This is a genomic window from Ensifer meliloti, assembly GCF_030064585.1.
Lineage (GTDB): Bacteria > Pseudomonadota > Alphaproteobacteria > Rhizobiales > Rhizobiaceae > Sinorhizobium > Sinorhizobium meliloti.
On the sequence record NZ_CP120364.1, the window covers coordinates 132,903 to 152,886 of the forward strand.

The following is a 19,984-nucleotide window of genomic DNA, read 5'->3' on the forward strand; positions in this document are numbered from 1 at the left end:
CCCGGTCAGATGTTTCCCATGCAGAGATATTTCATCTCGAGATAGTCCTCGAGACCGTGGCGGGAGCCCTCCCGGCCGATGCCCGATTGCTTGATGCCGCCGAAGGGAGCGGCCTCGGAAGACATGCGGCCCGTATTGATGCCGACCATGCCGTATTCCAGAGCCTCGGCGACATGCCAGACCCGCTTGAGGTTCTCGGCGTAGAAATAGGCGGCGAGACCGTAGATCGTATCGTTCGCCTCGGCCACCACCTGTTCGGCGGTCTCGAAGCGGATGATCGGGGCGATCGGCCCGAATGTCTCTTCCTGGGCGATGCGCATGTCGTGCGAGATGCCGGTAAGCACGGTCGGTTCGAAGAAGGTGCCGGTCGTTCCGATCCGGCTGCCGCCCGAGCGCACTTGCGCTCCCTTGGCTACGGCGTCGGCCACATGCGCCTCGATCTTGTCGATCGCGTGGGCGTCGATCATCGGACCGATGGCGACGTCGGGAGCAAAACCGTCACCGACCGTGAGTTCGCGCACGCGCGCGACGAACTTCTCGGCGAATGCGTCATGCACCGCGGATTGCACATAAATCCGGTTCGCCGAAACGCAGGTCTGGCCGGCATTGCGGAATTTCGCCTGGACCGCGCCGTCCACCGCCTCGTCGATATCGGCGTCGTCGAAGACAATGAAGGGGGCATTGCCGCCGAGCTCGAGGCTTACCTTCTTGATCTGGTCGGAGCATTGCCGCATCAGGAGCCTTCCGACCTCCGTCGATCCGGTGAAGCTGATCTTGCGAACCTTGGGATTGCTGCAGAGTTCGCGCCCGATCGGGGCGCCTTCAGAGGCGTAGAGGAGATTGAGTACGCCTTCGGGGAAGCCCGCCTTCTCGGCAAGAGCGAACATCGCACCTGCCACCAGCGGCGTCTGTTCGGCGGGCTTCAGGACGATCGTGCAGCCGGCGGCAAGCGCCGGGGAAATCTTGCGGGCGACCATCGAGGCCGGGAAATTCCAGGGCGTGATCGTGCCGACAACGCCGACCGGCTGCTTGATCACGAGCATACGCCGATCGTTGGCGGGTGCCGGGAAGGTCTCGCCGTAGACGCGCTTGGCTTCCTCCGCGTACCACTCGACATAGGATGCGGCGTGCAGGACTTCTCCCTTTGCCTCGCCGAGGGGCTTGCCCATTTCGGCGGTCAGGATAGCGGCGAGGTCGTCGGCATGCTCGACGATCAGGTCATGCCAGCGGCGCAGGATGATGCTGCGATCCTTGGCCGGCTTGCCGGCCCAGAGAGGCTGGGCGAGGGCGGCCGCGTCGATAGCCGTGCGTGCGTCATCGATCCCCATGTCGGGAAGCGTCGCCAGTAGCTCGCCGGTCGATGGGTTGGAAACATCGAACACGGGGCCGGCCGGCTGCCCGGAAGACCGCGTGACCTCGTCGAGGGAGGCGAAGAGCTTCGGCCGCCGGATGTGTCTGGTGAGTGCGGGCGTCAGGGCCATCGGGCGTCCTCCCACGACGCCTGCGGCGACCGCAGGCCTCGCTTCTATTCCTTGTGAGGGCGCGGATCATGCGCCCCGGCATGGGTGACCGCGATAGCGGCCGGCCCGGCAGCCGTCAACCGCGTGCTTCGAGGATCGATGCCTCGATAGTGTCGAGGGCTTCTGCGAAGACCTCGTCCTGGATCGTGATCGGCGCCAGGAAGCGGATGACGTTGCCATGGACGCCGCAGGTCAGCAGGATGAGCCCCTTTTCGAGGGCAAGGAGGCGGACCTTGTTTGCGAATTCGGCGCTCGGCAGGTTCGTCCTCACGTCGTTGAATTCGACGGCGTTCATGAAGCCGGGTCCGCGGATGTCGACGATTTCCGGTGCTTTCTCGCGGATCGCCGCAAGGCGCTGTTTCAGCCGGTTGCCGAGCTGGTTCGCCCGCTCGCACAGGTTCTCCTCGGCAATCACGTCGAGGACGGCATGCGCGGCGGCGATGCCGAGCGGATTGCCGCCATAGGTGCCGCCGAGGCCGCCCGGCCCGGGCGCATCCATGATCTCGGCGCGGCCGGTGACGGCGGCAAGCGGAAAGCCGCCGGCGAGGCTCTTCGCCATCGTCGTCAGGTCCGGCGCGACGCCGTGATGTTCCATGGCGAAGAGCTTGCCGGTGCGGGCAAAGCCGGTCTGCACCTCGTCGGCGATCAGCAGGATGCCATGCTGGTCGCAGACCTCGCGAAGCGCCTTCATGAAGGCGGTCGGGACCGGATAGAAGCCGCCTTCTCCCTGAACCGGCTCGATGATGATCGCTGCGACGCGGGCCGGATCGACATCGGCCGCGAACAGCTTCTTCAGCGCCGAAAGCGACTGCTCGACAGTCACGCCGTGAAGCTCGATCGGGAAGGGGGCGTGGAAGACATCCGCCGGCATCGCGCCGAAACCGACCTTGTACGGAACGACCTTGCCCGTCAGCGCCATGCCCATGAAGGTGCGGCCATGGAAACCGCCGCCGAAGGCGACGACCGCCTGGCGGCCCGTCGCGGCCCGCGCGATCTTCACGGCGTTCTCGACGGCTTCCGCGCCGGTCGTGACGAAGATGGTCTTCTTCGCGAAGTTGCCGGGCACGATCGCGTTCAGGCGCTCCGCCAGATGTACGTAGTTCTCATAGGGCACCACCTGGTGGCAGGTGTGGGTGAAGCGGTCGAGCTGCGCCTTCACGGCGGCGATCACCTTCGGGTGGCGGTGGCCTGTATTGACCACGGCGATGCCGGCGGCAAAGTCGATGTAGCGGTTGCCTTCCTTGTCCCAGATCTCGGCGTTTTCCGCGCGATCGGCATAGACCTGCGTGGTCATTCCGACACCGCGGGAGATGGCTGCATTCTTGCGATCTGTGAGGCTCGTCATCGTTGTCGTCCTGGTCGAGAGGGAATATATTGCATTTTTTCTGCAACTTTTCTCAGGAAGAGGTACATTTTTCAGGATGGATTGCAAATCAAATTTGCTGATCGAGACAACACCCGGATTGATGGACGCTTCTTGTGCAGCCGCCGCGCTCGCGGCTAGATAGCCGCCAGCGATCGACGGCACGGATCCGCACGGTGATGAGGATATGGATTGATGGGCGGTATTGGCACCATTCGCTACAAGGTTGCCGAGGCGGCAAGGCTAGCGGGCGTGTCCGCCTCGACGCTCAGGCTATGGGAAACGCAAGGTCTCGTCGTGCCGGAGCGTTCGGTAACGGGGCATAGACAATATACCGATGCCGATCTCGCCCGGCTGAAGCGCATTTCCTGGTTCCGGTCCGAACGCGGCCTCAACCCCGCAGCGATCAGGGAGGCTCTGGAGGCGGAAAGCGCCTTCACCGAAGACGAAAACGGCTCGGCAATGCCGACCGAAGACAATGGCGACATGCAGGTCGGGCGGAAGCTGCGCAGTCTGAGACATGCCGCGGGCAAGACGCTGGAACAGGTGGCCGGTGACATCGGCATCGCCGCATCCGTGCTTTCGACGCTGGAGCGGACGTCGCAGGGCGTCTCCGTCGCCGTCCTGCACAATCTGGCGGAATATTTCGGAACCACCGTATCGAGCCTTTCCGGCGAAGAGCAGACAAGGGCGCGGGCGCTCGTGCGGGCCGGCGAGTGGCGCAACTGGCCGCGCACGACACCGGGGGTGACGGTGCAGCTGCTTGCCGAAGGCAAGAACCAGATGGATTGCCATCGCTTCGTTCTGGCACCAGGCGCCTCGAGCGAGGGCGCCTACCGGCATGAGGGGGAGGAATTCGTCTACGTCCTCTCCGGACATGTGGAGTTCGTGCTGGATTCGGATCAGTTCTACGATCTCCACCCGGGCGACTCCCTGTATTTCGAGAGCCGCCGCCGCCATGCCTGGTCGAACAGGCACGACGGCGAAACCGTGTTGTTGTGGATCAATACGCCGCCGACGTTTTGATAGGAAATATCGGCACTTACGGCGTGAAAATAATCAAAATGTTTATCTGCTGACAGCTGTATTTCGACGTAATGAGCCGTGCTGCTCCGAACCGCAGCGCCTATTCAACCGCGCCGACGCCAAATATTGCGCACAAGACACACTCCCGGCGTCTTGGGGATCAGCCGACTATGTTGATGAAGGACGGAACAAAGTTTGGCCCGATTCCCCCGTTCAGCCTCGAACAGTTCTTTAGCCTGCCCGACTGCTGGCTTCCATCGCTGAGCGCTCAACGAACCTGATTGCAGATGACGCACCTGTTCGCGAGTCGACGGAAGAAAGCTCGAACGGAGAGGGAGTGTTGATGCAGATGGTGCGCGACCAGCAGCTGGACGGCCTGAGAGCCGTCGCGGTCTCAATGGTGCTCTACGCGCATTTCTTCGCAGCCGATGGATCCCATTTGGGCCATCTCGGCGTCCGGTTGTTTTTCGTTTTGAGCGGCTTCCTGATAACGCGGCTGCTGCTCGATGCGCGCGACGCTGCCCGCTTCGAGCCCGCGACGGCACTCAAATCCTTCTACGCACGCCGCGCACTTCGCATCTTCCCTCCCTACTTCGCCGTCCTGGCCGCCGTCTTTTTCCTGGATCTGGAACGATCGAAGGAGGTCATGGCGTGGCACGCCCTTTATCTGTCCAATTTCTGGTACGCGCTGCAGAACGAATGGACGCCGTGGGTTCTCTGTCATACGTGGAGCCTGAGCATCGAGGAGCAGTTCTACCTCGTCTGGCCACTGATCGTGCTGCTCGTGCCGCGCCGGTCGGTTGCCGGAGTTTGCGTCGGCGTAATCGTTTGCTCGCTCGCCTACCGCTTCTACTGGCCGCTCACCGGTACGCCATCACTCGCGCGGGACCTCTTGCCGCCGGCGTCGATGGATGCGCTGGCCGTGGGCGCGTTGCTCGCGGCCCGCCCATCATGGCGAAGTGGTTGGCCGGCATGGGCAAAACTGAGCTGGATGCCGCTTTCGCTCGCTTCGCTCTTCCTCGTGTGGTCGAAGCCGGTCGCCATGACACCGGTCGTCGCGTGGTTCGCCTGGATTGGCCTGGAGGTCGTCCCTCTCCTGCCGCTCGCAATGCTGGTCGGCGGTTGTTCGAAGGGGATCGGCGGGCTTGCCGGTCGGCTCATCGCGCTTTCGCCTTTGGCGGCGCTGGGCCGGATCAGCTATGGCGTCTATCTTTTCCACGCGGTCGTGCTGGCCCTGGTCGTTCAAGCGCAGCCTTTCATCCCGGTCAATGTCTCGGATCAGGGGGCAGGGCGGTTCGTCGTTGCCGGCGCCCTGACCCTGATACTCGCCTCGGTTTCCTGGCTGTTCTTCGAGAAGCCGTTGAACGGGCTGAAGCGCCACTTTCCCTATGTTCGTCCGGACGGCGGAGCGGGGGCGGCAGCGGCTATCCCTGGCGCCAGTCGTGACTAAGCCTTGCAGCCCCAGAACCTTCGATAAGCACACGAGCCGAAACCATGCCGACGCCCCTCGTCTCCATCGTCCTGCCGGTCTACAACGCGGAGCCGTACATTGCCGCAGCTATCGAGAGCGTGTTGCGCCAGGACTACGAGCGTCTGGAGGTAATCGCGATCGACGACGGGTCGACGGATCGGTCGCGGGACATTCTCGAACGATACCGCAAGAGCGACTCTCGCGTATCCATCATCTCCCGCGAGAACCGCGGCCTCATAGCGACCCTGAATGAAGGCCTCGCGCTCGCAAAGGGCGAGCTTGTCGCGCGAATGGATGCCGACGACATCGCCTATCCGTCGCGCCTGTCGCGGCAGGTCGCATTGTTTTCCGAAGTGCCCCGGCTCGCCCTATCCGGCACGGGCATCGACATGCTGATCGGCAATCGGATCATCCGCGGCAAGCCTAATCCCATTTACCGCCCGGGAAGCCTGCGAATCCTGTCGATGTTCTTCACCATCTTCATGCATTCGACCATTGTCTATAACCGTAACGTCATCCCGGAAGAGATGCTCCGCTACGACCCGAATTATGTGCATGCGGAAGATTTCGATCTCTTCAGGCGGATCGCCGACCGTTTCCCAGTCCACATGATCGACGAGGCGCTGGTCGCCTATCGGATCCATGAGGATAGCGTGACCAGCAAGCACAAGCGGCAGATGCGCCGGACCCATTTGACCATCGTCGCCGAGAACCTGGCGCGGAATGCCCTTCTCGGAGATTCCGCTGCCCTCGAAGCGATCGGCGCCGCGGTAACGAGCGAGACGGTGGCACGTCTTGCCGACTGGGTCCTGGCGCTCGAGCGCGAGATTTCGGCGCAACCGGGCGAGGTTCGGCGTGCCTATGACGATGGCGCCCTTTGCTTTTTCTACTTCCTCTACCAACTCATCGCCGACGAGGAGCAGCCGCGACTGACTCATGAGTTCCTGACACGGACGGGGAAATGGGGCCTCATCCGCCGCCGCGAGCGATACGGGCTGCTTGCGGCCGCTCGCGCACCCTGGTGCAGCCGGATTTCGCTTGCCGCAAGCAAGCGGGTGGATCGGCTCGCGCGTCACCTGCAGTCGGTGCCCGCCGCGACCGTGCTTCCCGAACATGGCTTCCCGGATATGGCTTGACCTGACATGGCCGTCGAACAGCCCGCAAAAGCGCAGAAACATCCAAGAGCACCGGCCACCCGGCACTCGGTGGCCGCTTCATTGTCCGAAGCGTCGGAGCCGTTCGCCAGCTTCATCGTCTGCACGCGCAACCGCGTCCGGTCGCTTGGCGCCTCGATCCGATCGATCGAGACCGCATGTCATGCCCATGCGGCGATCAGGAGCGAACTCGTGGTCGTGGACAACGGCTCCACGGACGGCACCCCGGAAGAACTCGCACGCCTGGCAGCAGCCACGACAATGCCGATAACGCTCGCCACCGAGCCTCGCCCGGGCCTCGCCGCGGCACGCAATACAGGGATGGGGCGCGCGCGGGGCCGAATTCTCGTATTCATCGACGACGACTGCGAGGTGGACAGGAACTATCTCGCCGACCTCGAACGGCACTACGCCAATGGCGACGCGCGGGTCATCCGCGGAGGACGCGTGGAGCTCGGCGATCCTGCCGACCTGCCGTTCACCATCAAGCGGTCGAAGGTCGCGGCACGTCTGACCCGCGATGTCCACCCCGGCGGCTTCGTCCTCGGCTGCAACATGACCATGCATCGCGACGTCGCGGCGAGCATCGGTCCTTTCGACGAGCGCTTCGGTGCCGGCGCGCCGCTGAAAGCCGCGGAAGACACGGATTACCTGGTCCGGGCGTTTCAGCTCGGCATCCCGGTCGAATACGTGCCGGACATGATCGTCCATCATCATCACGGCCGCCGTCTTCGTGCGGCGATCGAAGAACTGCATCGCAATTACAGCCTCGGCAATGGCGGGCTCTGTCTGAAGCACCTCCTCGGCGCGCCTTGGCTTCTCAAGCATTTCGGCTGGACCGTCAGGTCCGCATGCGGTGAAGTTTTCGGCGGCGCCCGCTTCGACCCAAAGCTGCAACTGTCGCATTGGCCGATCGTTTCGATGAATATTGTCGGCGCCGCGCGCTTCGCGCGGCTTGCCATGACGAACCCGGCGCAGCCGACCGAACGGCGCCGGCCCGGACAAGCAGCACCGAAGCTCAGGTGAGGACCGCAGATGCGTAGATTCTTATTGCCAGGCCTTGAGGTCCTGCGCGGCGCACTGGGGCGGCAAATGCGCCTGCTTCCGGCCGTGGTCATTCTCGGCCTCGCCAGCGCTGCGCTCGAAGGTGCCGGCATCGGCCTCATCATTCCGATGCTGGGCATCATCGCCGGAGATGGACAGGCCAACGGCTTGAGCGGCATTTCCGCTTACTTTCAGGCGATAGGAGAGGGCTTGGGAGACGGCGAACGCCTCCTGGTTATTGCGGCCGCCGTGCTCGCGCTGATCGTGCTCAAGAATATCCTCGCCTTCGCCAACACGCTGCTCACCACCTTCATCTACGGCAAGGCCAGCCACGCCATCCGCAGCGCGCTTTCGGATCAACTCCTGCGGATAGGATATCCGTTCTTCATGCAGCAAAGTCCCGGCCGGCTGCTCAACATCATCTCCAACGAGTCATGGCGCGCGTCCGACGCGATCCAGACGGTCCTTTCGTCTATCGTGCACGGCTCGGCGGCCGTCATCCTGCTCGCCTTTCTCTTGCTCATGTCCTGGCAGATGACGCTGTTCGTGGCGCTCGGCCTCGTCTTTGTCCAGCTTGCCCATGCAGCGCTCTCTGCGACGCTCAAGGGCCCCAGCCGCCATGTGACCTCCTTCAACAGCGAGCTTGCCTCCAGAATGCTGCATCTCGTTCATGCCGGAAGGCTGATCCGCGTGTTCGGCCAGGAAACACGCGAGAAGAATGCATTCGATTCCGCATCCGACGCCGTTCGCCGGGCCGGCTTTGCGCTCCAGTCACGACAGGGGGCGCTGCCGCCGCTGACTGAAGTGCTGCATTCGGCGTTGTTTCTGGCCGTGGTCGTGAGCGCCTGGTCCATCGGCGTCAGCTTTCCGGTGATCGTCGCCTTCGTCGTGCTGCTATATCGACTGCAGCCGCATATGCGCGCCCTGCAGATGTCCTGGAGCCAGATTCAGGGCTGGAGCGGATCGCTCGAAGAGGTGCGATGGCTTCTCGACTCCTCCGACAAGCCAAAGCCTCCTCAGGGCAATGCACCGGTCGACGGCCTCCACCAGGGCATGACATTCGACCGGGTGACCTTCCGGTATCCCGGTTCCGAAGTGCGTCCCCTGGTGCTGCATTCCGCAAGCTTCGAAATCCGCAGCGGCCGTTCGACTGCAATCATCGGCCGTTCCGGCGCCGGAAAGACGACGATCGTCAATCTCCTCTGCCGTTTCGTCGAGCCGGACGAAGGCCGCATCCTCGTCGACGGCGTGCCGCTCGGTCAGATCAATCCCGTTCAGTGGCGGCGCCAGATCGCGGTCGCCAGTCAGGACCTCGAACTGGTGGACGGCACCATTCTGGAAAACATCACCTACGGTCAAAGCGCCACGCCAGCAGAAGCGGAACGCGCCGCGAAGCTGGCCGAAGCGCATGGCTTCATCGAGCAGCTGCCGCAGGGCTATGAGACGCTCGTCGGCTACAGGGGTGCAAGCCTCTCGGCAGGCCAACGCCAGCGCATCGCGCTGGCCAGGGCGCTGGTGCGCGATCCGGCCATCCTGATCCTCGACGAGGCGACGAATGCGGTGGACGGCCTGTCGGAGGCGGCGATCGTCGAGACGCTGAGATCGAGGGCCGGCAGACGCACGACGATCGTGATCAGCCATCACAGGAGCACGATCTCGTTCTGCGACGACGTCGTGGTCCTCGGCTCCGGGCGCGTCAAGGGCCAGGCCGCACTGGCGGACGTGGCGTCGCTCAGCATGGACCAGCTCTACGAGCATGAGACCGGCATGGGGGGTGGAGGGTAGGTTTGCGGCACGCTCAGCGGCCGGATGTAGGGCACGCGAAGACCCAGCCGCTTGTCCATTCGCCCCGGTTGCCGGCGCTGACGCGCGGACGGGGAGAAGGGACAAGCGGCGCCGCCGGGAAATCTCCGGCAACCAATGGAGGAGGCGGAGGCTCCCACGAGTCCCTTCGCCCCGCTTGCGGGGAGACGGTGCCGGCAGGCGGATGAGGGGCCTCCGATCGGAAAATTATGCGGCGGCGTAGCGCTTGGCCATCTCCGGCAAACGCAGCACCCGGATCTTCGATGCCTGGCCGGCGGCACGGAAGGCCTCAAAGCGCTCCTTGCAGACCTCGGTCATGTGGGCAATCGCGGGCTTCAGATAATTGCGCGGATCGAAATTATCCGGATGCTCGATATGGTGCTTGCGGATCTCGCCGGTAAAGGCGAGGCGGAGATCCGTGTCGATATTGACCTTGCGCACACCGAGCGGAATGGCCTTCTGAATCTCGGATACCGGAACGCCCCAGGTCTTCTTCATCTTGCCGCCATAGGCGTTGAAGAGTTCCTGGAGATCGGCGGGAACGCTCGAGGAACCGTGCATGACGAGGTGCGTGTTCGGCAGACGCTTGTTGATCTTGGCGATCGTCTCGATCGAGAGGATCTCGCCGTCGGGTTCACGGGTGAACTTGTATGCGCCGTGGCTGGTGCCGATCGCGACCGCAAGAGCGTCGACGCCGGTCTTCGAGACGAAGTCGAGGGCCTGCTCGGGATCGGTCAGCAGTTCCTCGCGCGAGAGCTTGCCTTCAAATCCATGTCCGTCCTCCTTGTCGCCCGCACCCGTTTCCAGATTGCCGAGGCAGCCGAGTTCCCCTTCGACGGAAACGCCGGCCGCATGGGCGATCTTCACGACTTCCGCGGTGACGGCGACATTATATTCGTAGCTCGCGACGGTCTTGCCGTCCTTCACCAGCGAGCCGTCCATCATCACCGAGGTGAAGCCGTTGGTGATCGCCGAGATGCATGTCGACGGCTGGTCGCCATGGTCGAGGTGGAGGCAGACGGGGATATGCGGATATTCTTCCGCAGCGCCGAGGATCAGATGGCGCAGAAACGCATCGCCGGCATAGGCCCGCGCACCGCGGCTCGCCTGCAGGATGACAGGAGAGTCGGTCGCATCCGCGGCTCTCATGACGGCCTGGATATATTCGAGATTGTTCACATTGAAGGCCGGCAGCGCGTAATCGTTCTCCGCCGCGTCGTCGAGCAGTTGCCGCAATGTGATCAATGCCATTCTTAACTCCCTGATGCTCCGCGCCACTCCAGGCGCCAGTTCAAGGGCACAATAGTTCATGCGGGGCGTTTGGCAACCGGGCCGGCGGTCCTGCCGGTCGCTTGATGGACGTGCGTCAGACCAAATTGCTGTGGATGAGAAATACCCCTGTCAGAAATCGCCACTTTCGCCCTCTGGTGGTGTTGCCAATCTCAGTTGTGCCCACAGTGCAGCCGCGGGTTTTCGCTTCCGCCGGCAGGTTCGGTCCGGAACGTGGACGCGTTCGGCATCCGCAGGTGGGTGAGCCGATTTGCAAAAAGATTGCAGCGATAGGGGCAATTTTTTATGCATATTACGTAAAGTGCCGCTACAATTCATGAAGGTTGCATGACTGCTCTTTCGGAGCATTCTTCCGTATCGAACGCAACATGCCGAAACGATCTACAACGTTGCAGGGGGATGTCCGCGCGCCGGGGCCGGTCGCCAGAGCCGCGTCGCGAAAGGGAGGAAATTCGTCGCAAACGCCTATACAATCTACGCGATTATTGTTGTTCGCGTTTTAAAGAGAAGGATGCAATTTTCCGGGCAGATCGCTTGCGTTCGCTGAAAATTTGCACTTCTCTCCTGCGATCAATGAACCCAAAACGAGGGGAAGGAGAAGAAAAATGGCTTCAATGAAACTCAATCTCAGGGCCGCTGCGCTCATAGGCTCGCTGCTCATCGGGGCAAGCCCCGCGCTCGCCGAGGCGGTACTTCACCGCGGCAATGCCGGCGAACCGCAGACGCTCGACCAGGCCCACACTTCGATCAACATCGAGGAGTTCATCCTCAAGGACCTCTATGAAGGCCTGACGATCTACGATGCCGCGGGCAAGATCGTTCCGGGCGCCGCCGAAACCTGGGAGCTTTCGGACGACGGTACCGTCTACACGTTCAAACTGCGTGCCGATGCCAAGTGGTCTGACGGCTCGCCGGTGACGGCAGAGGATTTCGCCTTCTCCTTCCGCCGCGTGGAGGATCCGAAGACGGCGGCCGAATACGCCAACATCCTCTTCCCGATCAAGAACGCCGAAAAGGTCAACAAGGGCGAAGTGCCGGTCGACCAGCTCGGCGTAAAGGCCGTCGACGAAAAGACGTTGGAAGTTACTCTCGAGCGGCCGACGCCGTTCTTCCTGGAACTGCTCGCACACCAGACGGCGCTTCCGGTCAGCAAGGCAAGCGTCGAGAAGAACGGCGCGGACTTCGTCAAGCCGGGCGTGATGGTTTCGAACGGCGCGTTCAAGCTGACGGCACATGTGCCGAACGACAGCCTGACCGTGGAGAAGAACACCAATTATTGGGATGCCGCCAACGTCAAGCTCGACAAGGTGATCTTCTATCCGATCGACGACCAGGCGGCATCGGTCCGTCGTTTCGAAGCGAAGGAAATGGATCTCGCCTACAACTTCTCCGCCGACCAGATCGAGCGCCTGCGCACGTCCTATGGAGAGCAGGTGCACGTTTCCCCGACGCTTGCCACCTACTACTACGCTTTCGATACGCGTCAGGAGCCCTATAACGATGTCCGCGTCCGCCGAGCACTTTCGATGGCGGTCGACCGCGACTTCCTCGCCAAGGAAATCTACAGCGGTTCGCAGCTGCCGTCCTATTCGATGGTTCCGCCGGGCATCGAGAGCTACGGCGACCCCGCCAAGGCCGACTTTGCCGACATGTCGCAACTCGATCGCGAGGACAAGGCGATCGAGTTGATGAACGAAGCCGGTTACGGCGAGGGCGGCAAGCCGCTCAACATCGAAATCCGCTACAACACCAACCCCAACCATGAGCGTGTCGCGACAGCGGTCGCCGACATGTGGAAGAACACCTTCGGCGCCAAGGTCTCGCTGGTGAATCTCGACGTGTCGTCGCACTATGCCTACCTGCAGGAGGGCGGCAAGTTCAACGTTGCGCGTGCCGGCTGGGTCGCCGATTACGCCGATGCCGAGAACTTCCTGGCGCTGAGCCTCAGCACCAACAAGACCTTCAACTACGGACACTTCGAAAACGCCGAATTCGATGCCCTGATGAAGAAGTCGTATGAGGAACAGGATCCGGCGGCACGGTCGAAGATCATGCACGAGGCTGAAACTCTGCTGATGAAGGAGCAGCCGATCGCGCCGTTCCTGACCCAGGCGGACCTCTGGCTCGTTTCGGAACGGGTCAAGGGCTGGCAGGACAATGCGCCGAACGCGCATCTGAGCAAGTTCCTGAGCGTCGCCGAGTAACGAACAGAGGCGACGCGCGGGCACCCGCGCGTCGCCTCCGGAGCCAAGTCCATGATCTCCTTCATCCTTCGCCGGCTGGCGAGTGCGGTGCCGACGCTGTTCATCGTCGTCACCATATCCTTCTTTCTGATGCGTTTTGCCCCCGGTGGGCCCTTCAACCTCGAGCGTCCTCTCCCGCCCTCCACGATGGAGAACCTGATGAGGACCTATCACCTCGATCAGCCGCTCTGGCGCCAATACGCTACCTATCTAGGCAATGCGGTCACGGGCGACTTCGGTCCGAGCTACATCTACCATGACAACAATGTGGCGCAGCTGATCGGCAAGGGCCTGCCCTATTCGATGGAGCTCGGCTTTTACGCGCTGCTACTCGCGGTCGTCGGCGGCGTCATAACGGGAACGATCGCCGCATTGCGGCAGAACAGCTTCCTGGATTTCGCGGTCATGTCGGTTTCCACGATCGGGGTCACCGTTCCGAACTTCGTCGTCGGTCCCGTTCTGACGCTGATCTTTGCGATCGTGCTCGCGTGGCTGCCCGCCGGCGGCTGGGGGGACGGTTCTCTCCGCTTCCTCATCCTGCCGATGATCGCGCTCGCGCTTCCCCAGCTTGCAGTGTTCGCCAGGCTCACACGCGGCTCGATGATCGAGGCGCTCAACACGGATCATATCCGCACCGCGAAAGCCTATGGCCTGCCGTCCCGCGCCGTGGTCGTGACGCACGCCATGCGCGGTGCCATGCTGCCGGTCGTCTCCTATCTTGCTCCTTGCGCCGCCGCCCTCCTTACGGGCTCGGCCGTGGTGGAAACGATCTTCACTATACCGGGGGTCGGGCGCTACTTCGTGCTCGGAGCAATCAACCGCGACTATACGCTGGTAATGGGCACCGTGATCCTCATCGCGATCTTCGTCATCCTCTTCAATCTTCTGGTCGATATTCTCTACGGCCTGCTCGATCCGAGGGTTCGCCATGACTGATATCGCTCAGATCCCGGCATCGACGCCCGAAACCAAGGGCCGCAGCCTCTTCCAGCTTGCAACGCTGCGCTTCCGCCGCAACCGCCCGGCCATGGCCGGTTGCGTCATGCTCGTGCTCATCGCGCTGTTTTCATTCGTCGGTCCGCTTTTCTCGCCTCACAGCTACGATCAGGTCTTTCCGTCCTATGTCACGATCGGCCCCAGCCTCGAGCCGCGCCCGGATACGTCGACGCTTCAGGACGTGATGGAGGGCGTGGCGACCCGTGCACGCGTCACGCTCACGGAATTCAACGTCGACGGCGAAACCTTCACCGCCACGGTGACCTCCGATAAGCCGATCGATCCCCGCGCCACGCGCTATTTCGACCGGGCAAACGAGTTCGAGAACTCCAAGGTGGTCGCGACGGAGAACGATGGCCGTACCCTGAAGGTCGAGGGCGAGGTGGCGCGGGAATATTTCCCCTTCGGCACCGATTCCAACGGCCGCGACCTGCTTGTCCGGGTGATGCTGGGCGGCCAGATCTCCATCGCCGTCGGCCTGCTGGCTAGTCTCGTTTCGCTCGGCATCGGCGTCGTATACGGGGCGACCTCGGGCTATATCGGCGGGCGCGTCGATAACGTCATGATGCGCCTGGTAGAGATCCTCTATTCGCTGCCCTTCGTTTTCCTCGTCGTGGTGCTCGTCGTCTTCTTCGGCCGCAGCTTCATCCTGATCTTCCTGGTGATCGGGGCTGTCGAATGGCTGGATATGGCCCGCATCGTGCGCGGCCAGACGCTGGCGCTCAAGCGGCGCGAGTTCGTTGGAGCGGCGCAGGCGCTGGGTCTGACCGACTGGCAGATCATCCGCCGGCACATCATCCCGAATACGATCGGTCCGGTCATCGTCTTCGTCACCGTCGTCGTGCCGAAGGTCATCCTGCTCGAGAGCTTCCTGTCGTTCCTCGGACTGGGCGTGCAGGCCCCGCTTACGAGCTGGGGTGCGCTGATCTCGGAAGGTGCGAACAACATACAGTCGGCGCCGTGGCTCCTGATCTTCCCCGCCATCTTCTTCGTCGTGACGCTGTTCTCGCTGAACTTCGTCGGCGACGGCCTGCGTGATGCGCTCGACCCGAAGGACCGCTGACATGACAGAGATGAAGGACTCCATTCTCGCTGTACGCGGCCTGAAGGTCGACTTTTCCACCCCCGACGGGACCGTCGAAGCGGTCAAGGGCATCGATCTCGACGTCCGTTCCGGCGAGACGCTCGCGGTCGTCGGCGAATCCGGCTCAGGCAAGAGCCAGACCATGATGGGAATCATGGGCCTGCTCGCCAAGAACGGGACGGTGACCGGTTCGGCGCGCTATCGCGGCCAGGAACTCGTAGGGCTCGCACCGAAGGCCCTGAACAAGGTGCGCGGCTCGAAGATCACCATGATCTTCCAGGAGCCGATGACCTCGCTCGATCCGCTCTACACCATCGGCCGTCAGATCGCCGAGCCGATCGTCCATCACCGCGGCGGCAGCTTCAAGGAGGCGCGCAGGCGCGTCCTCGAGCTCCTGGAGCTCGTCGGCATTCCCGAGCCGGGGCGGCGCATCGACAGCTATCCGCACGAGCTTTCCGGCGGCCAGCGCCAGCGTGTCATGATCGCCATGGCGCTTGCCAACGAGCCGGATATCCTGATCGCCGACGAGCCGACGACCGCCCTTGATGTGACCATCCAGGCCCAGATCCTCGATCTGCTCAAATCGCTGCAAAGGCGCTTCGGCATGGCGATCGTGCTGATCACCCACGACCTCGGCATCGTCAAGTACTTCGCCGACCGCGTCGCGGTCATGCGCCGCGGCGAGGTCGTGGAGCAGGGGATGACGGCTGATATCTTCGAGCGGCCGAAGGCGGACTATACCAGGATGCTGCTGGAGGCCGAACCGAGCGGGCGCAAGGCTTCGCCCCCCGACAACGCCCCGATCATCCTGGAGGGTCGCAATGTCGCGGTGGACTATACGATCCCTGGCGGCCTCTTCCGCGGGGCCTCGGCCGCTTTCCGTGCCGTCGACGGCGTCAATCTTAGGCTCAGGCAGGGTCAGACGATCGGCATCGTCGGCGAATCCGGCTCCGGGAAATCGACGCTCGGCAGGGCGCTGCTGAGGCTTCTGCCGAGCAGCGGCTACTACCGTTTCGGCTCGACCGACATTTCCGGCTTTGACCGCGGCGCGATGCGGCCGCTGCGCCGCCAGCTGCAGCTCGTCTTTCAGGACCCCTACGGGTCGCTCTCGCCGCGCCGGACCGTGGGGGAGATCATCACCGAAGGCCTCCATGTGCATGAGCCCGACCTGAGCCGTGCCGATCGCGACCGCAGGGCCATCGCCGCGTTGAAGGAAGTCGGCCTCGATCCCGCGTCGCGCAACCGCTATCCGCATGAATTCTCCGGCGGACAGCGCCAGCGCATCGCAATCGCCCGCGCGATCATCCTGAAGCCGAAGGTCGTCATTCTCGACGAGCCGACTTCGGCCCTCGACCGGTCGGTGCAGGGGCAGGTGATCGAACTCCTGCGCGATCTGCAGGAAAAGCACGGTCTCTCCTACATCTTCATCAGCCACGATCTTTCGGTGGTGAAGGCGATGTCTGACTATGTGATCGTGATGAAGAACGGCCGGATCGTCGAAGAGGGAGAAACGGACGCGATCTTCGATGCGCCGAGGGAGCCCTATACGAAGACGCTGATCGGCGCGGCGTTCAACGTGTGAGCAGCGGCAGGCGTTTTCGCGTGGATTCGCCCCTCATCCCGCTGCCGCGACCTTCTCCCCGTTTGACGCGTTTCGACGGGGAGAAGGGACACGCGGTGCCGCCGAGGCCACGAAAGTCCCCTCTCCCCGCATGCGGCCGCATGCGGGGAGAGGGTTAGGGTGAGGGGCCTTTTCTCGCAGGGCCGATGGCAGGGTCGCCCGACCCGACCGATCACCGCTCCTCCGATAACGCCTTCTTGTCGAGCCCGAACTTCTGCATCTTTTCATACAGCGTCTTGCGCGAGATGCCGAGCGACTCGTAGACGGGCTTCAACGCGCCGCCATGGGCCGCAAGGGCGCTGGCGATGACGCTCTTTTCGAAGGCGGCCACCTTGTCGGTCAGGCGCGGGCGGTTCGCCGGTGCGAGCGCCTCTTCGCGTTCGACTTCGAGCCCGAGGACCAGGCGCTCGGCGGCATTGCGCAACTCGCGCACGTTGCCGGGCCACTCGCGTGCGGCCATTTCCGAAGCGAGCGCGGGCGAGACGACGATGTCGTCCCGGCCGTAGCGAGCGGCGGATTCGCGGACGAGCTGCATGAAGAGCAGGGGGATATCGGAGCGGCGCTGCGAAAGCGTCGGCACTCTCAAGGTTGCGACGTTCAACCGGTAAAGCAGGTCGGCACGAAAGCGGCTGCTTGCTACCTCGCGTTCCAGATCGACCTTGCTGGTGGCGATGAAGCGAACATCGAGCGGTACGGTCTCGTTCGAGCCGAGGCGCGTTATGACCCGCTCCTGCAGCACGCGAAGGAATTTCGCCTGGAGATCGAAAGGCATGGAGCCGATCTCGTCGAGCAGGATGGTGCCGCCGCGGCCATGTTCGAATTTGCCGTAACGCGGCCTGAGCGCTCCGGGGAATGCGCCCGGTTCGTGCCCGAAGAGCTCGCTTTCGATCAGGTTTTCCGGAAGAGCCGCGCAATTGATGGCGATGAACGGGCCGCTCGCGCGGCTGCTCAAATCGTGGAGCGCGCGGGCGACGACTTCTTTTCCAACTCCCGTTTCGCCGATGATCAGCGTATCGGCGTCGGAGGCGCCGATCGCCCTGATGCGGTAGCGCAGGTCGACCATTGCCTGGCTTCGCCCGGGCAGCCGCTGTTCGACGTCGTCGCGTTTGCCCGCAACGGCCCGCAGGCGGCGGTTTTCGAGCACGAGACTGCGCCAATCGAGCGCGCGGCGAATGGTGCCGGCAAGCATCTGGGCGGTGAAGGGCTTTTCGACGAAATCATAGGCGCCTTCGCGCATCGCCCGGACCGCAAGTTGCACATCGCCGTGTCCCGTCACCAGGATCACCGGCAGTTCGGCATCGATCTCCCGGATGCGCTGCAGAAAGGTCATTCCGTCCATTCCGGGCATGCGGATATCGCTGATGACGACGCCGTGGAAGCTAAAGGCGATGCGTTCGAGTGCATATTCGGCGCTGGCGAACGTATCCACCCGGAAGCCGGCGAGTTCCAGGGCCTGAGCGCTGGAGCGACGCAGTTCCTCTTCATCGTCGACGAGCAGGATGCGGCTTTCGCTCATTCGGCTGCCTCCCGCCCGGTTTCGCCGGCAAGGGCAAGGTCGATGCGGAACACCGCGCCACCCTCCGAATGGTTCGACACGGTGAGGCTGCCTCCGAAATCCTTGATGATGTTGTAGGAAATGGAGAGGCCCAGGCCTAAGCCTCTTCCGACTCCCTTGGTCGTGTAGAACGGATCGAAGATGCGTTGCGCAACTGCCGGAGCAACGCCCGCGCCGCGATCGCGCACCGTCAGCACGGCCCTGCCGCCTTCGCGCCAGGCGCGCACGGAAAGCTTGCGATCGTCAAGTCCCTCGACGGCGTCGGCGGCGTTCGAGATCACGTTGACAAGCACCTGCTGCAAGCGGACCGAACCGGCGAGGACCGCCAACTCATCGCCGATATCGATGTCCATCTCCGCGCCTGCCGCCTTCAACCGCGTCTCCACGATCTCCAGCGTGTCGCGCACCACCTCGTCGAGACGAACCGGGCCGAGCTTCTCGTTGGGTTTTCGCGCGAAATTGCGCAGGTGACGGCTGATCGAGGCCATGCGGTCGATCAAGCCCGAAATCCGCCGGACATTGTCGCTCGCCTCGGCCGTGCGGCCGCGCTCGATCAGCAGCGCGGCGCTGTCGGCATAGGTCTTGGCGGCGGCGAGCGGCTGGTTGAATTCGTGAGACAGGGCAGCGGACATCTGCCCGAGGCCGGCAAGTTTGCCCGCCTGGATGAGATCGGCCTGGGTCTGGCGCAACTGCTGCTCGGTAAGCCGCCGCTCTGCGATCTCCGCTTCGATCTGCGAATTGACGCGCGCAAGATCCGCCGTGCGCTCCTCGACACGGCGCTCGAGTTCCTCCTGCGCCTGCTCCTGCATCAGAATGCGTTCCCTGAGCCGTGTGCGCCGCTGGATGATAATCGCGATCGCCAGGGCGGCAAGGCAAAGGAGCAGCATGACGGCCGCAACCGTGGTCAGGGCCTGGGTCCGCACGGAGGCGGTGTCCGTAAGCACGTTCACGGTCCAATCCGCCTCCGGCATATAATGCGAGAGGGCAAGATATTCCCGCTCGCTGCCCTCGGACACCCTTAGCAATCGATGTCCGGAAAGCTCGCTTTGCACGGCAGGCAGCGGTCGAAGCCTTGCATCCGCATAGCGCCGCGAGCCCTCCGTCCGGGCAAGCCGGTCAGGCGTCAGCGGCAGGATCCCGGCATAGAGCCATGCCGGATTGCCGCTCATGAAGATGATGCCTTCCGGGTCGGAGACGAAGATCCTGTATTCGCCGCCCTGCCAGGAGGCTTCAATGGTTTCGATATCCACCTTGAACACGATCACGCCGCGGATTTCTCCGCCGACGCGGACCGGCGCACCGAAATAGTAACCGCGCTTCAGCGATGTCGTGCCGAGAGCATAGAAGCGGGACTGGTCACCTTTGAGTGCGTCCTGGAAATAGGGGCGGTAGCTGAAATTCTCGCCGACAAAGCTCGTCGGCCCATCGTAGTTGCTGGCCGCGATCGTGTTGCCGTCCGGCGTGATGACATAGATGTCGGAGGATTTGAGGAGTTCGTTGATCTCCTTGAGATACGAATTGACGGCCCCGCGCAGCCGCCGGTCGCGCGGACGCGTCACCAGTTCCTTGACGTCGTCATGGTCGGCGATCAGCGCGGGCAGGGCCTGATAGCGGTTCAGGTGACCGCTAAGGGCCGCAACCGCCAGCCGCAGAGCCGTGTTCGCCTGCGACGAGGCCTCCTGCATATAGCTGCGCGTTGCGACGGCGGTTCCCTGGACTGCGATCAATCCGGCGGCTGCCGGCAGGAGAAGGAGGGCAAGAACGAAACGGTATTTCACGGAATGCCCGGGCTCCTCCTCCCGCTCGCGGTGTTG

Annotated in this window: 14 protein-coding genes; 9 read left to right on the plus strand and 5 right to left on the minus strand. The window is 63.1% G+C overall.

Annotated features, from left to right (window positions below; translation table 11 throughout):
- Positions 1-5: 5 nt before the first annotated feature.
- Positions 6-1,481, minus strand: a complete 1,476-nt coding sequence (locus PZL22_RS00550; protein ID WP_127614388.1) for an NAD-dependent succinate-semialdehyde dehydrogenase — start codon at positions 1,479-1,481, stop codon at positions 6-8.
- A 115-nt stretch (positions 1,482-1,596) separates the two neighbouring features.
- Positions 1,597-2,865 carry a 4-aminobutyrate--2-oxoglutarate transaminase gene (locus PZL22_RS00555; protein WP_003529090.1) on the minus strand — a complete coding sequence of 423 codons (1,269 nt, stop codon included), beginning with the start codon at positions 2,863-2,865 and terminating at the stop codon, positions 1,597-1,599.
- A 213-nt stretch (positions 2,866-3,078) separates the two neighbouring features.
- On the opposite strand from PZL22_RS00555, the gene PZL22_RS00560 reads away from it, so the two are divergent.
- From PZL22_RS00560 to PZL22_RS00580, 5 genes are all read left to right on the plus strand, one after another.
- On the plus strand, positions 3,079-3,909 hold the full coding sequence (locus tag PZL22_RS00560; protein WP_003529089.1) for a MerR family transcriptional regulator: 831 nt from the start codon (positions 3,079-3,081) through the stop codon (positions 3,907-3,909).
- Between the two features lie 343 nt (positions 3,910-4,252).
- Positions 4,253-5,359 carry an acyltransferase family protein gene (locus PZL22_RS00565; protein ID WP_284718505.1) on the plus strand — a complete coding sequence of 369 codons (1,107 nt, stop codon included), beginning with the start codon at positions 4,253-4,255 and terminating at the stop codon, positions 5,357-5,359.
- 44 nt (positions 5,360-5,403) lie between these two features.
- Positions 5,404-6,516 carry a glycosyltransferase family 2 protein gene (locus PZL22_RS00570; RefSeq protein WP_284718399.1) on the plus strand — a complete coding sequence of 371 codons (1,113 nt, stop codon included), beginning with the start codon at positions 5,404-5,406 and terminating at the stop codon, positions 6,514-6,516.
- Between the two features lie 6 nt (positions 6,517-6,522).
- The gene (locus PZL22_RS00575; RefSeq protein ID WP_003529085.1) at positions 6,523-7,560 is read left to right on the plus strand and encodes a glycosyltransferase family 2 protein; all 1,038 of its coding nucleotides are present in this window, start codon (positions 6,523-6,525) and stop codon (positions 7,558-7,560) included.
- A gap of 9 nt (positions 7,561-7,569) precedes the next feature.
- Positions 7,570-9,363, plus strand: a complete 1,794-nt coding sequence (locus tag PZL22_RS00580; RefSeq protein WP_033048627.1) for an ABC transporter ATP-binding protein — start codon at positions 7,570-7,572, stop codon at positions 9,361-9,363.
- Between the two features lie 225 nt (positions 9,364-9,588).
- On the opposite strand, the gene fba is transcribed toward PZL22_RS00580, so the two are convergent.
- A complete protein-coding gene (gene fba, locus PZL22_RS00585) occupies positions 9,589-10,632 on the minus strand; it encodes a class II fructose-bisphosphate aldolase (RefSeq protein ID WP_284718400.1) in 1,044 nt (347 codons plus the stop codon).
- A gap of 644 nt (positions 10,633-11,276) precedes the next feature.
- Here fba and PZL22_RS00590 point away from each other — a divergent pair.
- The 4 genes from PZL22_RS00590 to PZL22_RS00605 are packed head-to-tail and all read left to right on the plus strand — an operon-like array spanning position 11,277 to position 16,576.
- Entirely contained in the window at positions 11,277-12,875 is a 1,599-nt protein-coding gene (locus tag PZL22_RS00590; protein ID WP_003529079.1) for a peptide ABC transporter substrate-binding protein, read from the plus strand.
- A gap of 51 nt (positions 12,876-12,926) precedes the next feature.
- Complete coding sequence (gene oppB / locus PZL22_RS00595; RefSeq protein ID WP_003529067.1) at positions 12,927-13,850, plus strand: oligopeptide ABC transporter permease OppB; 924 nt, start codon at positions 12,927-12,929, stop codon at positions 13,848-13,850.
- Positions 13,843-14,973 carry an ABC transporter permease gene (locus PZL22_RS00600; protein ID WP_003529064.1) on the plus strand — a complete coding sequence of 377 codons (1,131 nt, stop codon included), beginning with the start codon at positions 13,843-13,845 and terminating at the stop codon, positions 14,971-14,973. The genes oppB and PZL22_RS00600 overlap by 8 nt, the downstream gene beginning before the upstream one ends.
- 1 nt (position 14,974) lies before the next feature.
- Positions 14,975-16,576: an ABC transporter ATP-binding protein gene (locus PZL22_RS00605; protein ID WP_027988533.1), complete on the plus strand. Its 1,602-nt coding sequence runs from the start codon at positions 14,975-14,977 to the stop codon at positions 16,574-16,576.
- 211 nt (positions 16,577-16,787) lie between these two features.
- Here PZL22_RS00605 and PZL22_RS00610 read toward each other — a convergent pair whose 3' ends face one another.
- On the minus strand, positions 16,788-18,131 hold the full coding sequence (locus PZL22_RS00610; RefSeq protein WP_003529060.1) for a sigma-54-dependent transcriptional regulator: 1,344 nt from the start codon (positions 18,129-18,131) through the stop codon (positions 16,788-16,790).
- On the minus strand, positions 18,128-19,948 hold the full coding sequence (locus PZL22_RS00615; RefSeq protein ID WP_127516194.1) for a sensor histidine kinase: 1,821 nt from the start codon (positions 19,946-19,948) through the stop codon (positions 18,128-18,130). Before PZL22_RS00615 ends, PZL22_RS00610 begins: the two co-directional genes overlap by 4 nt.
- Positions 19,949-19,984 lie beyond the last annotated feature (36 nt).

Excerpts from the sequence above, each read along its gene's own strand:
- PZL22_RS00550 (WP_127614388.1), bottom strand. The coding sequence starts at position 1,481 with ATGGCCCTGACGCCCGCACTCACCAGACACATCCGGCGGCCGAAGCTC.
- PZL22_RS00555 (WP_003529090.1), bottom strand. The coding sequence starts at position 2,865 with ATGACGAGCCTCACAGATCGCAAGAATGCAGCCATCTCCCGCGGTGTC.
- PZL22_RS00560 (WP_003529089.1), top strand. The coding sequence starts at position 3,079 with ATGGGCGGTATTGGCACCATTCGCTACAAGGTTGCCGAGGCGGCAAGG.
- PZL22_RS00565 (WP_284718505.1), top strand. The coding sequence starts at position 4,253 with ATGCAGATGGTGCGCGACCAGCAGCTGGACGGCCTGAGAGCCGTCGCG.
- PZL22_RS00570 (WP_284718399.1), top strand. The coding sequence starts at position 5,404 with ATGCCGACGCCCCTCGTCTCCATCGTCCTGCCGGTCTACAACGCGGAG.
- PZL22_RS00575 (WP_003529085.1), top strand. The coding sequence starts at position 6,523 with ATGGCCGTCGAACAGCCCGCAAAAGCGCAGAAACATCCAAGAGCACCG.
- PZL22_RS00580 (WP_033048627.1), top strand. The coding sequence starts at position 7,570 with ATGCGTAGATTCTTATTGCCAGGCCTTGAGGTCCTGCGCGGCGCACTG.
- fba (WP_284718400.1), bottom strand. The coding sequence starts at position 10,632 with ATGGCATTGATCACATTGCGGCAACTGCTCGACGACGCGGCGGAGAAC.
- PZL22_RS00590 (WP_003529079.1), top strand. The coding sequence starts at position 11,277 with ATGGCTTCAATGAAACTCAATCTCAGGGCCGCTGCGCTCATAGGCTCG.
- oppB (WP_003529067.1), top strand. The coding sequence starts at position 12,927 with ATGATCTCCTTCATCCTTCGCCGGCTGGCGAGTGCGGTGCCGACGCTG.
- PZL22_RS00600 (WP_003529064.1), top strand. The coding sequence starts at position 13,843 with ATGACTGATATCGCTCAGATCCCGGCATCGACGCCCGAAACCAAGGGC.
- PZL22_RS00605 (WP_027988533.1), top strand. The coding sequence starts at position 14,975 with ATGACAGAGATGAAGGACTCCATTCTCGCTGTACGCGGCCTGAAGGTC.
- PZL22_RS00610 (WP_003529060.1), bottom strand. The coding sequence starts at position 18,131 with ATGAGCGAAAGCCGCATCCTGCTCGTCGACGATGAAGAGGAACTGCGT.